At 72.7% G+C, this 13018-nt stretch carries 8 protein-coding genes; 4 read left to right on the top strand and 4 right to left on the bottom strand.

What is annotated here, in order from left to right:
* Positions 1 to 530: 530 nt before the first annotated feature.
* On the top strand, positions 531 to 1544 hold the full coding sequence (locus ACZ6R9_RS17155; RefSeq protein WP_465538737.1) for a LacI family DNA-binding transcriptional regulator: 1014 nt from the start codon (positions 531 to 533) through the stop codon (positions 1542 to 1544).
* A gap of 7 nt (positions 1545 to 1551) precedes the next feature.
* Here the strand turns inward: ACZ6R9_RS17155 and ACZ6R9_RS17150 are convergent, their stop codons facing one another.
* The gene (locus ACZ6R9_RS17150; RefSeq protein ID WP_465538736.1) at positions 1552 to 2241 is read right to left on the bottom strand and encodes a hypothetical protein; all 690 of its coding nucleotides are present in this window, start codon (positions 2239 to 2241) and stop codon (positions 1552 to 1554) included.
* A gap of 335 nt (positions 2242 to 2576) precedes the next feature.
* On the opposite strand from ACZ6R9_RS17150, the gene ACZ6R9_RS17145 reads away from it, so the two are divergent.
* A complete protein-coding gene (locus tag ACZ6R9_RS17145; protein ID WP_465538735.1) occupies positions 2577 to 4523 on the top strand; it encodes a transglycosylase domain-containing protein in 1947 nt (648 codons plus the stop codon).
* A 23-nt stretch (positions 4524 to 4546) separates the two neighbouring features.
* Here the strand turns inward: ACZ6R9_RS17145 and ACZ6R9_RS17140 are convergent, their stop codons facing one another.
* Positions 4547 to 5830, bottom strand: a complete 1284-nt coding sequence (locus ACZ6R9_RS17140; RefSeq protein ID WP_465538856.1) for a polysaccharide deacetylase family protein — start codon at positions 5828 to 5830, stop codon at positions 4547 to 4549.
* Between the two features lie 247 nt (positions 5831 to 6077).
* Entirely contained in the window at positions 6078 to 7925 is a 1848-nt protein-coding gene (locus ACZ6R9_RS17135) for a hypothetical protein (RefSeq protein ID WP_465538734.1), read from the bottom strand.
* A 236-nt stretch (positions 7926 to 8161) separates the two neighbouring features.
* Here ACZ6R9_RS17135 and ACZ6R9_RS17130 point away from each other — a divergent pair, with 236 nt between their 5' ends.
* Together ACZ6R9_RS17130 and ACZ6R9_RS17125 are read left to right on the top strand one after the other, a co-directional pair.
* Positions 8162 to 9442 (top strand): alpha/beta hydrolase family protein, encoded by a 1281-nt coding sequence (locus ACZ6R9_RS17130; RefSeq protein WP_465538733.1) that lies wholly within the window; start codon positions 8162 to 8164, stop codon positions 9440 to 9442.
* Positions 9443 to 9576: 134 nt separating this feature from the next.
* Positions 9577 to 11976, top strand: a complete 2400-nt coding sequence (locus tag ACZ6R9_RS17125; protein WP_465538732.1) for a glycoside hydrolase family 2 protein — start codon at positions 9577 to 9579, stop codon at positions 11974 to 11976.
* Between the two features lie 88 nt (positions 11977 to 12064).
* Here ACZ6R9_RS17125 and ACZ6R9_RS17120 read toward each other — a convergent pair whose 3' ends face one another.
* Positions 12065 to 12973 carry an aldo/keto reductase gene (locus ACZ6R9_RS17120; RefSeq protein WP_465538731.1) on the bottom strand — a complete coding sequence of 303 codons (909 nt, stop codon included), beginning with the start codon at positions 12971 to 12973 and terminating at the stop codon, positions 12065 to 12067.
* Positions 12974 to 13018: the final 45 nt, after the last annotated feature.

Below are 13018 nucleotides of genomic sequence, written 5' to 3'. Positions count from 1 at the left end.
TCGGGGTCGGGTGGTGTGCGTGGTGGTCGGCGGCGTCGGACCTGCGTCGGACGCGGGGCCGTCGGCGGGCGGTCGAGTGTTCGGGTCGGGTCGCTGCTTCGGGGACCGGGACGGCGGCCAGGGCGCACCGGTGGCAGGCGGCGGTCAGGGTGGCGGCGGGGTGGCGGAGTTGGGAGGGGGTGGGGCCACCGAGGGCGTCGCCGTCGGGGTCGGGTGGTGTGCGTGGTGGTCGGCGGCGTCGGACCTGCGTCGGACGCGGGGCCGTCGGCGGGCGGTCGAGTGTTCGGGTCGGGTCGCTGGTTCGGGGGCCGTGGTCGGTGCTCCGGGTGCATCGGGGGCGGGTGCGCCGCGAGGACCTCGACGAGCTGTTCCCCGGCCTGCTCGACTCCGTCCTCGCCGGGGCGCGCCGCACGGGAGCGGTCCGCACTGGGGCCACCACCGGCTGACGGCCTGACCTCCTGGCGGCCGGTGGGCTGTTCGGCGACGCCCGGTCGGAGCGGGCCGGAGGTACCCGCACTATTCTCCGTGGCATGACGAGCAGCCTCCGCACCGGTGTCCGACCGACCATGAAGGATGTCGCCGCGGCGGCCGGGGTCGGGCTGAAGACCGTCTCCCGGGTGGTCAACGGGGAGCCCGGGGTGGCGGCGGGGAGGGCCGGGCGGGTGCGGGAGGCGATCGACGCCCTCGGGTTCCGGCGCAACGACAGTGCGCGGGTGCTGCGGACCGGGCGCACCGCGAGCGTCGCGCTCCTGCTGGAGGACATCAGCGACCCGTTCTCCTCCGCGCTGTCCCGGGCCGTCGAACAGGTCGCGGCGGCGGAGGGCTGCCTGCTGTTCACCGGCTCCAGCGGCGAACAGGCCGATCGGGAACGGGAGTTGGCGCTCGCGTTCTGCGCCCGCCGGGTGGACGGGCTGATCGTCGTGCCGGCCGGGGACGACCACCGGTACCTGCTGCCGGAGATCGCCTCCGGTACGCCCGTGGTGTTCCTCGACCGCCCCGCCGCCGGCATCGACGCGGACGCCGTGCTCAGCGACAACGCGGGCGGCGCCCGCCGGGGCACCGCGCACCTGATCGCCCACGGCCACCGCCGGATCGGCTACATCGGCGACCAGCGGGCCATCCACACCGCCGCCGAACGCGAACGCGGCTACCGCGCCGCGATGGCCGAGGCCGGGCTCCCGGTGGACGAACGCTGGCTGGACTGCGGCCCCACCGACCGCGCCCGGGTCGGTGAGGCGGTGCGCCGCCTGACCACCGGACCGGACGCCGTCACCGCGCTGTTCACCGCCAACAACCGCGTCACGCTGGCCGCCCTGCACCACCTGCCCGCCGAGCGCCGCCCGGCCGTGGTCGGCTTCGACGATCTGGAGCTCGCCGCCCTGCTCACCCCCGGCCTCACCGTGGTCGCCCAGGACCCGGCCGCCCTCGGCACCCTCGCCGCCCGCCGCCTGTTCGCCCGCCTGGCCGGGGACTGCGGCGCGCCCGCCCGGCTGGAGCTCCCCACCACCCTGATTCCGCGGGGTTCGGGCGAGATCCGTCCCTGACGATCGGTCAAATGTCCTGTCGGCAGTGGAAGATGACCAGATCGAGCCAGTACCGCTGATCCGCGCCGATCCGGCCCGGCGGCAGGGAGAGCAGCCACTGCGTCAACTCCGCGCCCACCTCCAGTTCGCCGTAGAAGCCGAACTTCAGGTCGAGCACCTCGCCCTGGGGCAGCCACCGCTCCAGCGCGTCGGTGAGGTGCCGGTCGGCCGTCACGGTCGCGGTGTCCGCCCAGGTGCGCAGCCACGGGGTGAGGGTGCCGGTCGTCGTGGCCACCGTCTCCAGGACCTCCGGCACGCTCCTCGGCGGCTCGGGGTGCTCCAGGGTGGCGGACCACCAGGCGTCCAGCACCTCGGTGACCAGCTCGGCGTGCGGCCACTCCCGCCATCGGGCAGTGAGCAGGCGGCTGGCGATCAAGGGGCCGTCCGCGATCAGTCGACCGGTCGAGAACTCCCGCAGGATGCGCGGTGCGAGCCGCCGGTACAGGGTGGGGAAGTCGTCCCACAGGTCCCAGCTCTTCATGGCGGCCCGGCGCAGCAGCTCGTTCGGTACCAGGTCCGCGGGGCCGGTCAGCAGGGCGAAGTCCTGGGCGGTCCAGCAGTGTTCGCAGCCGTGCACCGGCGGTCCGGGTCGGGTGGTCGAACCGGCGGCGTCGAGGGCGTCCAGGGCGTGGTGCAGGCGCAGCTGTGCGGTCGTCATGGTTCCTGCCAGGGGGACTCCGCCGGTGCGAGCGGCGAAGATCGCGACGTTACCAGGGGTGGTGGCCGGTCGGCGAGCGTGGTGATGATCACACCGGATGGGCCGAGACCTGAGGGTTGCCGGGCGCGTCCACAGTAGGCGGGAGAGATTTGCCAATCGAGCAGATCGGGGAACGCATGGTGTCCGGCGAGCCGAGCGAAGCGGTCGGGGCAGCGGAAACGGAAGCGGACGGGCCGGCGGTACGCGCCAGGCGATGGCCCGCCCGCACACCGAAGTCGAGACCGCGTCGGGACGCGGGACGCGAGGGTGCGGATCGTCGCGGCGCGCGGCGCTGGGTGTCGAAGCTGCGGCCGGACTACCCGCGCACCGGCCGCAGCGGCTTACGGCGCTGGCTCCCGTCCTGGCGTCAACTGCTGCTGCTGGCAACGGGGGGCATCGCCCTGCTCGCGGTCGCGGCTGTGGTGATGTACATACGGACGGACATTCCCAAGGACCTCAACGCCTTCGCCACCCAGCAGAACAACGTCTTCTACTGGGCGGACGGCACCGAGATGGCGCGCACCGGCCTGGTCAACCGACAGGACGTGCCGCTGGAGCAGGTGCCCGAGCACGTGCAGTGGGCGGTGCTCGCGGCCGAGAACGAGAACTTCTACTCCGACCCCGGCATCTCGTTCAAGGGCATCGCCCGGGCGTTCTACCGGATGGGCTCGGGCGGTGACACCCAGGGCGGCTCCACCATCACCCAGCAGTACGTGAAGAACGCCTACCTGAACCAGCGGCAAAGCTTCTCCCGCAAGCTCGACGAGGCGTTCATCGCCATCAAGCTGGACCAGCAGGTCAGGAAGCAGGACATCCTCAGCGGCTACCTGAACATCAGCTGGTTCGGCCGCGGCAGCTACGGCATCGAGCGGGCCGCACAGGCCTACTACGGCAAGGACGTGTCCCAACTCGACGCCAGTGAAGGCGCGTTCCTGGCCGCCGTACTGAAGGGCGCCTCGCTGTACGACCCCGCGCTCGGCGGCGAGAACCGGGACCGGGCGGTGGAACGGTGGGCGTGGATCCTGGACCGGATGGTCAAGATCGGGAAGCTGTCCGCCGAGGAACGGGCCCGCTACACCGTCTTCCCCGAGCCGCAGGCCCCGCCGCAACAGGCCGGCCTGCGCGGGCAGACCGGCTACCTGGTGGACCTGGCGAAGAGCTACGCGCAGAGCCACGCCGACATCTCCCCGGCCCAGTTCGACCTCGGCGGCTACCAGATCTACACCACCTTCGAGAAGCCCCGGCAGACCGCGCTCACCCAGGCCGTCCAGGACGCCGCGAAGAACCTCGACCCCGAGCATCGCCCCGCCGACCAGAACGTCCACCTCGGCGCGGCCTCCGTCAACGCGGACGGCCGCATCCTGGCCGTCTACGGCGGACCCGACTACCTGAAACAGGGCTTCAACAACGCCAACACCGTGAACGTGCCCGCCGGTTCGGCCTTCACCCCGCTCGTGTACGCCGCCGGGCTCGACCAGGGTGTCCAACGCGAACGGCAGCGGCCCAGGGCGCCGGTACAGCCCACCACCAGCTACAACGGCGACAACGGCATCGACCTGCAAACCCCCGAAGGGCCGTACTGGGCGCGGGACGGCAAGAAGGCCAAGGCCGCCAACGACGGCGAACGCAGCTGGGGCCCGATCAGCCTGCGGACCGCCGTCGAACAGTCCGTCAACGGCCCGATGCAGCAACTCGGCATGGACGTCGGCCTCGACAACGTCCGCAAGAGCGCCCTCGGCTTCGGACTGCTCCCCGACAGCATGGGCGACCTGACCCCCGGCTTCTCGCTCGGCAACTCCACCCCCAGCGCGATCCGGCTCGCCGACGCCTACACCGCCTTCGGCGGGCAGGGCATGCGCACCGACCCGTACTCCGTCGACCGGATCAGCCGCAACGGCGCCGACCTCGCCGTCGAACGACCCACCGCCGTCCGGGCCGTCCCCGGGCGCGTCGCCACCGACGTGGACAACGCGCTGCGCGGGGCGGTCAAGGACGGCACCGGCAAGGAAGTCGGCCAGGCCGTCCCCGGCGCCGCCGGAAAGACCGGCGTCAACCAGGCCCGGACAGCGGGGTGGTTCGTCGGCTACCGGGGCGCGGTCACCACCGCCGTCTCGCTCTTCCGGATGGACCCGAAGACCCTGGAACTCCTCCCCCTGGCCGGGGTGGCCGGCGCCGCCCCGACCACCCCCGACTACACCGTCCCCGCCGGGATCTGGACCGCCTACACGAAGGCGGCGGGCTGACTGTGCGGACGGCTGCCTGACGGCTACTTGAGGTACGTCGGCCAGTCCGGCGCCTGGGCCGGATCGAGCCGGCGGAGCTGGTCCAGGACCTTCGGGTCCTGGGCATCCAGCCAGTCGGCGAGCTCCTTGAACGACACGCAGCGCACGTCCTGCTTCTTGCAGACGGCCTTCATCACGTCCTCGACCGCCTGCATGTAGATGCCGCCGTTCCAGGTCTCGAAGTGGTTCCCGATGAACAGCGGCGCCCGGCTGCCGTTGTAGACCCGGGCGAACCCGTCCAGATAACCCTCGCGGGTCTGCTTCTCCCAGGCCCGGTACTTCCTCGGATCGCCCTGGGTGCTGTCGCCGGACTGATTGGCAAGGAAGTTGAAGTCCATCGACAGCACCTGGGTGTCGCCGAACGGCAGCAACTGGAGCGGAAAGTTCCACACCCCGCCGTTCTTCGCCGGCCACACCTGGAACTCCCCCGGGGAACTCGCGTCATACCGCCAACCGAGCGCCTTCTCGGCCGGGATCAGGTTCTTCTGCCCCTCCAGGCACGGGGCCCGGCCGCCCGCGAGATCCTTGCGATAGTCGAACGGCAGCGGTGCCTGGTCGGCGAACCCGGTGTTCGTCCTCCAGTCGGTGACGAACGAGATCGCCTGGTCGATCTCGCTGCGCCACTCCTCGGTGCTCCAGTCGCCGCCGCCCTTCGGGCCGCAGAAGTGGCCGTTGAAGTGCGTGCCGATCTCGTCGCCGTCCCGCCAGGCCAGCCGCAACTGCTCCAGCGTCTCCTTCACGTGTTGACCGGTGGGGAAGGAGATGGCGGCGCTGCCCGGGTCGTGCTGCGGCGGCCGATAGAGCCCGTGCTTCGCCTCCGGGAGCAGGTAGATCCCAGTGAGGAAGAAGGTCATGGTCGCGTTGTTCTCCTTGGCCAGCTTCCGGAACCGGGAGAACAGGTGGTCGTCGTTCTCCAGCGCGCCGTCCCAGGAGAACACCACGAACTGCGGTGGCTTCTCCCCGGGTTTGAGCTTCTCGATCTTCAGCTGGTTGGGCTGCGGCCCCGTGTCCGAGGTGGAGCCGTCCCCCAGCACCTTCACCTTGCCGTCCCAGGAGGGCGACGGGGAGGGGCTCGGCGTCGCCGAGGCGGTACCCGGCGCCGTCGTCTCCGGGCCGCTCGTGGAGAACGACTGCTGCGCCGGGGCACTACTGCCGCCGGTGGTCAGCCCCACCGCGAGCGCGGTGACCGCCCCGACAGCCACCACACCCGCCGCGACCTGACCCACTCTGACCCGCCCCTTGCCGCCCGCACGCCCGCCGTCCGTCATCGTTCGCCGTCTCCTCCGCCACACGGCCGCCCGGCTGGCGGGCCGTCCGGTTGATATGACGATCGGGAAGATCGAAATGGTTACGGAGCTGGCGGATTCGATGAAGTGACGGATCGTCATATGGCCGACTGTGGGCAGGAGTTGTGCATCTCTCGTGGTGGCGTTGGGTGGGTTTGACGTACGCGTGTCCTGCTGTCCGGCCTCGGACTGGCCGCGAGAGATCGCGGCAGGGGTCGGTCGGCGGTCGTCATTGGGCGAGCAAGGACAGGGCCAGGGTGCGGAGTTGGTGGTCGGTGTGGCCGCCTCCGGTGGGGGCGAGGGGGTCGTCCGGGGTGAGGCGGTGGGGGGAGAAGGCCAAGGCGCGGAGGGTGGGGCGCAGGGGGTCGGGGAGGGGGCCGGTGGTGGCGAGGGAGCGGAGGGCGGAGAGGCCCAGGGCGGTGGGGGTGATCAGGGTGGCCAGTGCGGGAGTTGCCAGGGTGGGGGAGCCGGACAGGTGGTGGTGGGCGTCGGCGGCGGCGAATCGGGTGTGGTCGCGGGCGGTCAGCAGTGGTTCGAGCAGCGGCAGGAGCGTTGCGGCCGCCGGACCGAGGGAGGACAACTCGTCGGCGTCCCAGTGGGGTTGGGGCGAGGCGGTGAGCAGCTCGCGAAACGCGGCGAGCGCGGGTTGGGCGTCTCCGGTCAGGCGGTGGTGGGCGACGGCGGCGGCGATCCGCAGTGGCGAGTCCTCGCTGTGAGTGGCGGTGGCGAGGGCGTGGAGCACCTCCGGGCCGGGGTCGCCGAGCCGGCCGAGCGCCCGGGCTGCGGCGGTGGCGGCGTAGCGGGTGCCGGTGTGCAGGCAGCTGAGCAGTTCGGGCACGGCTGCGCGGGCGGGCTCGCCGAGGGCGGGGAGGGCGGCGATCAGGTGCAGGTCGGCAGCGGTGGCGAGCCGGTGGCGGATCAGTGGGACCAGCCGGTCGGCTGCCGTAGGCATCAACCTGGCTGCCTCGGCGAGCAGTTGAGGGTCGGAGTGGGCCGACAGCAGGTCCAGGGCGCGCGGGTCGCGGGCGCGGACCAGGCCGAGCAGGGCGGACGGGTCGGTGGCCGCGTGGGCGAAGAGGGTGTCCCGCAGGGTGTCGTGCGGAGCGGGCAGGCGCTCGATCCAGTGGGCGATGGTGCGCAGGTGCGCGGTGGGGCCGTCGTGCTGGTGCGGGAGGGCGGCCAACAGCAGGTCCAGCACCTCGAGTTCGCGGTCGCGCCAGGTCTCGACGATCCGTTCGGCCAGCCAGGAGCCCCGGCTGCCCTGGTCGCCCGCGGCGATCCAGCGGGCCGCGACCGCCAGTGCCGCGTCCGGATCGCGGGCCAGCAGCCGGGTCAGCCGGTCGTCCAGGGTGCGGCCGTCCGCCCACGGCATGTCCCACGGCGGGCGCGCACCGTCGAGGCAGAAGGCCTCCACCACCTCGGGCGGGTACGGCGGGCCGCCGCGCTCGGCCGCCAACACGGCTGCCGCCAGCCGCACTTCGGGCAGCGGGTCGGCGAACGCGGACGGCGCCCGTCCCAGCGCGCCCAGGGTCAGCGCGCCGAGGGTCAGCAGCGCGTCGCCCCGCACCTCGGGCACGGCGTCCCTCTCGAACAGCTCGCTCACCCGGGCCGTGACCTCGGTGGCCAGGTGCGACGACAGCAGATCGGCGACGGCGGCGACCACCCGCAGGGCGGCCTGCCGGAGCTCCGGATCGGCGCCGTCCAGGCAGGGCAGCAGCTCGGGCAGCACCCGGCACAGCTCCACGCAGACCCCGGACACCGGGCCGCGCTCCCAGCGGGCCGAGCCGACAAGTTCCGGCTCGTGATCGGCCATCATCGCGAGCAGCAGCAGCACATCGACGGGCCGGCCGGTGCCGTGCCGGGCGGCGTGCGCGAGGAACGGCACGGCGGGGCCGGAGGCCGAACAGACGTCGCCCTGGTGTAGGACCGTGCCGAACAGCTCGTGCACCGCCTCGTCCACCGTCGCCGCCCGAGCCGCGTACAGGGCGCCGATCAGCTCGGGGACGTCCTCGGCCGAGCCGTACGCGTGCGAGAGTTCGGCCCAGGGGACCTGGTCGAGTTCGTCCGGCGACCTCATGCTGCGCACTCCTCGGTGGATGGGGTGCGACCGACGCTATCCGCTGGTCAGGACAGCGGTGCCGGTGGCGGTGGGTCCGGCACGTGAGCGCCCTCGGTATCAGTGACCGCAGGAGTGTCATACCGGGGTAGCCCCGGCGAGTTGGCTCCGCAGGACGACGGCTTCGCACCCGCCCCGCCCGTACCTTCTCTCCCGTGCCGAGGAACGCACCGAGGACGAGAGCAGGGGGACGGACGATGCGCAAGCGGGGACGAGCGACGGCGGCAGTGGTGCTGGCCGCGACGGTGGCACTGGGGGTGGCCGCCGCTCCCGGCGCGGTGGCGGTGGGCAAGGCCCCGGCCGGGCAGTTGGCGACAGCGGCGCTGCCGGTGCCCACCGGACCGTACGCGGTCGGCACCACCAGCGTGCACCTGGTCGAGCAGGGCCGGGAGGACCCGTGGAAGGCCGGACGGCCGCGCGAGCTGATGATCAGCCTCTGGTACCCGACCGGCCGGGCGCCGCTCGGCAGCGCACGGGCGCCGTACATGACCCCCGACGCGGGGGCGCACTTCGGCAGTGCCGGGAGCGCCACACAGATGAACCAGGGCTTCGAACCCGGCCGCACCGACTGGTCGGGCGTACGCACCCACGCCCGCACCGACGCGCCCGCGCTGCCCGGCCGGGCCCGGCCGGTGGTGCTGTACTCGGCGGGGCTGGGCGACCCGCGCACCTGGGGCACCGGCCTGGTGGAGGACCTGGCCTCGCGGGGCTACGTGGTGGTGACCATCGACCACACCTGGGAGGCGTCCGAAGTGTCCCTCCCGAACGGCGAGTTGGCCACCTCGGTGTTCCCGGAGCTGGCCAAGGACCCGAACCCGAACCTCGACGTCGGCGCGCTGCTGCGCAAGATGCTCAACACCCGGGTCGATGACACCAGGTTCGTCCTCGACCAGCTGGCCCGCCTGAAGTGCTCCGGCACCCTGCCGCCCGGCGTCGGCGCCGCACTCGACCTCGACCGGATCGGCATGGTCGGCCACTCCGGCGGCGGCGCCACCGCCCTCCAGACCATGCACGACGACCCCCGGATCGACGCGGCCGTCAACATGGACGGCCAACTGCACTTCCCCGGCCCGGACGGGCGGACCGGCGTCTTTCCGGCCGACGTGGCCGAGAAGGGCCTGGACCGGCCGTTCCTGCTGCTCGGCACCCGGAACGCCGACTCCGGCCCCTACCGGCAGCAGCCCGGCTGGGACGCCCTGTGGCGCCACAGCACCGGCTGGCACGCCGACTTCACCCTCGACGGCTCCCGCCACGGCTCGTACACCGACGCCGAATCCCTGCTGCCGCAACTCGCCGACCAGGGCGCGATCTCCGCCGACGCGCTGCGCGGCGACATCGGCGAGGTCCGACCCGACCGGGCGGTGCTCGCGACCCGCACCTACGTCGCCGGCTTCTTCGACCGCTGGCTGCGCGGCCACGACGACCACCTGCTGGACGGCCCCTCGGCGAGCTTCCCGGAGATGGTGTACGAGCCCTGACCGCAGACACCGACCGGTCGGGCCGCCACCCACATCGCAGGGCGGTGGCGGCCCGATCGGTTCGTGGACAGCTCCGACGGGGCGGGGTTACCGTGCTGCTTGCGCCGCACGTCCGCGATCGAGGAGCCGCCCGGATGATGGACACCACCCCGCTCGACCAGGGCTGGAACCTGCACCACGACGGGGAGTTGCTGCCCACCGCGGTGCCCGGCTGCGTGCACACCGACCTGCTGGCGGCCGGGCTGATCCCCGATCCGTACCTGGACGCGAACGAACTGGAGGTGGCCTGGGTCGGCCGCCGCGACTGGACCTACACCCTCGACCTGCCCGCGCACGGCAGCACCCACGAGCGCACCGACCTGGTCTTCGACGGCCTGGACACCGTCGCCACCGTCACCCTCGGCGGCACCGTCCTCGGCACCACCCGGAACATGCACCGCCGTCACCGCTTCGACGCCACCGGCCTGGCAGGCGAGTTGACGGTACGTCTCACCAGCGCCTACACGGAGGCCGAGCGGGTCCGCGGCATCGTCGGCGAGCGGCCCAACGAGTACCCCGAGCCGTTCCAGTACATCCGCAAGATGGCCAGCAGCTTCGGCTGGGACTGGGGCCCGACACTGCCCACCGCCGGCATCTGGAAGCCCGTCCGCCTCGAGCACTGGTCCACCGCCAGGATCGCGACCGTCCGCCCCCTGATCACCGCCGACGGCACCACCGGCCGGATCGAACTGCACCTCACCGTCGAACGCACCACCACCGGCACCGGCCGCCCGCTCACCGCCCGCGCCACCGTCGCCGGTGCGCAGGCAGCGGTGACCTTCGACGGCGACACCGTCGTGCTCGTGCTGGAAGCCCCCGAGGTCGAACGGTGGTGGCCGCGCGGCTACGGCGACCAGACCCGCTACCGACTCGCCGTCACACTCGCCGACGGCGACACCCAACTCGACACCTGGCAACGGCAGATCGGCTTCCGCACAATCGAGCTGCACCGCACCCCCGACGCCACCGGCACCCCCTTCACCCTGGCCGTCAACGGCGAGCCGCTGTTCGTCCGCGGCGCCAACTGGATCCCCGACGACACCCTGATCACCCGCGTCACCCCCGCCCGCTACCGCACCCGCCTGCAACAAGCCGTGGACGCCAACATCGACCTGATCCGCGTCTGGGGCGGCGGCATCTACGAACAGGACGCGTTCTACGACCTCTGCGACGAACTCGGCCTGCTGGTCTGGCAGGACTTCCCGTTCGCCTGCGCCGCCTACCCCGAGGAACAGCCGCTGCGCGGCGAGATCGAGGCCGAGGCCCGCGACAACGTGGTCCGCCTGATGCCGCACCCCTCCCTGGTGCTGTGGAACGGCAACAACGAGAACCAGTGGGGCTTCCGCGACTGGGGCTGGGAGAAGAAGCTGAACGGCGACTCCTGGGGCGAGGGCTACTACCTCGGCCTGCTGCCCCGGATCGTCGCCGAACTCGACCCCACCCGCCCGTACAGCGCCGGCAGCCCCTGGTCCGGCAGCTGGGACCACCACCCCAACGACCCCGACCACGGCACCCACCACTCCTGGGACGTGTGGAACCGCCAGGACTTCGCCGAATACCGCGCCAACGTCCCCCGCTTCGTCGCCGAATTCGGCTGGCAGGCCCCGCCCACCCACGCCACCCTGCGCCGCGCCCTGCCCGGCGAGACCCTCGCCGCCGACTCGCCCGGCATGCTGCACCACCAGAAGGCCGGCGACGGCAACGGCAAACTCCGCCGGGGCCTGGAACGGCACTTCGACGTCCCCACCGACTTCGACCGCTGGCACTACCTCACCCAGGTCGTCCAGGCCCGCGCCATCGCCACCGGCATCGAACACTGGCGCTCCCACTGGCCGCACTGCGCCGGCACCATCGTCTGGCAGCTCAACGACTGCTGGCCGGTCTCCTCCTGGGCCGCCATCGACGGCGACGGCCGGCTCAAGCCCCTGCACCACGAACTGCGCCGCCTGTACGCCGACCGGCTGCTCACCCTCCAGCCCGCCGACCGCGACGGCGCACCCCGCGCCGCCCTGATCAACCAGTCCGCCGAACCATGGAACACCACCCTCCGCCTGCGCCGCCTCGACACCACCGGCCGGCTGCTCGCCGAACACACCGAAAAGCTCACCGTCCCGCCGCGCGCGGTCCGTCAACTCCCGCTGCCGGACGGTATGTTGACGGACGAGGGAGCGAACGAGGAGTTTCTGGTGGCGGACGCCGACGGCCTGCGCGCCGTGCACCTCCCCGTCCCCGACAAGCAGTTCGCCTACCCGCAGCCCGAGTTCGACCTCGACGTGACGCAGAGCGGGGACGGCGCGGTGGACGTCCGGATCACCGCCCGCACGCTGCTCCGCGACCTGCTGCTCCAGCCCGACCGCCTGCACCCCGCCGCCACCGCCGACCGGGGCCTGACCACACTGCTGCCCGGCGAGAACCTGACCGTCCGGGTGCACGGCGCGGGCAGCCCGAGCGCCGAGCAGGTCCGGGCCGCGCTGTTCTGCGTCGAGCCGTCGTGAACGCGCGGGTACGGCCGCCGAGCCGAGAGGCAGCGGCCCGTCCTGTCCTCGGCCCCGCCCTGCACCGTTCCCCGGCCCCGGCGGGTGCTCAGGCTGGCGGCGTGGCGGTGTCCAGCAGGGTGAGTTGGCCGGGTGTCAGGCGGAGCGTCGCGGCGGCGAGGTTTTCGGTGAGGTGGGTGGGGTTGGTGGTGCCCGGGATGGCGAGGACGTGGGGGCCGCGGTGCAGGGTCCAGGCGAGGCGGACCTGGGCGGGGGTGGCGTCGAGTTCGGCGGCGACGGTGGCGACCCGGCGGTCCTGTTCGGTCGCGGCGGCGGCCTCGCGGCGCAGGCCGGCGATGGCGAAGAACGGGACGAAGGCGATCCCCAGCTCGGCGCAGAGGCCGAGCACGCCGGTCTCCTCGGCCCGTCGCCAGTCCAGCCCGAAGGAGTTCTGCACGCACACCACGGGGGCGATCTCCCGCGCCTCCCGGATGTGCTCGGGGCGGACGTTGGACAGCCCGAGGTGCCGGATCAGTCCGGCCTCGCGCAGTTCGGCGAGCGCGCCGTAGTGCTCGGCGACCGAGGCGCAGGCGGGCCCGTTGCGGCGCAGGTTGACCACGTCCAGGTGGTCGCGGCCGAGCTGGCGCAGGTTCTCCTCGACCTGGCCGCGCAGTTCGTCCGGCCGGGCCATGGTCTGCCACTCGCCGGACGGGGTGCGCCCCGGGCCGACCTTGGTGGCCACCACCACCTGGTGGCCCCGCCAGTCGCCGAGCGCCCGGTTGAGGAGCTCGTTGGCGGAGCGCAGCGGCGAGAAGTAGAAGGAGGCCGTGTCGACGTGGTTGACGCCCTGTTCGAACGCGGTGTGCAGGAGCCGGACGGCGTGCCCGCGGTCGATCGGGGCGCCGTCGGAGTTGCCCATCATGCCGTTGCCGGTCAGCCGCATCGCGCCGTAGCCGAGCCGGTTCACCTCCAGATCGCCGAGCCGCCAGGTGCCTGCCGCCGCCGCTGCCGTGGTCATGCGTCCTCCCCGAGGTCCGTACTGTTCCTGCTGTTCGGAGACGGA

The organism is Kitasatospora sp. NPDC048662, from assembly GCF_055587065.1.
Note: the sequence above shows the minus strand (reverse complement) of the source record. Positions and strands in the feature narration are given on the sequence as shown.

Coding starts and splice junctions, on each gene's coding strand:
- ACZ6R9_RS17155 (WP_465538737.1), top strand. CDS start 531: ATGACGAGCAGCCTCCGCACCGGTGTCCGACCGACCATGAAGGATGTC.
- ACZ6R9_RS17150 (WP_465538736.1), bottom strand. CDS start 2,241: ATGACGACCGCACAGCTGCGCCTGCACCACGCCCTGGACGCCCTCGAC.
- ACZ6R9_RS17140 (WP_465538856.1), bottom strand. CDS start 5,830: ATGACGGACGGCGGGCGTGCGGGCGGCAAGGGGCGGGTCAGAGTGGGT.
- ACZ6R9_RS17135 (WP_465538734.1), bottom strand. CDS start 7,925: ATGAGGTCGCCGGACGAACTCGACCAGGTCCCCTGGGCCGAACTCTCG.
- ACZ6R9_RS17130 (WP_465538733.1), top strand. CDS start 8,162: ATGCGCAAGCGGGGACGAGCGACGGCGGCAGTGGTGCTGGCCGCGACG.
- ACZ6R9_RS17125 (WP_465538732.1), top strand. CDS start 9,577: ATGATGGACACCACCCCGCTCGACCAGGGCTGGAACCTGCACCACGAC.
- ACZ6R9_RS17120 (WP_465538731.1), bottom strand. CDS start 12,973: ATGACCACGGCAGCGGCGGCGGCAGGCACCTGGCGGCTCGGCGATCTG.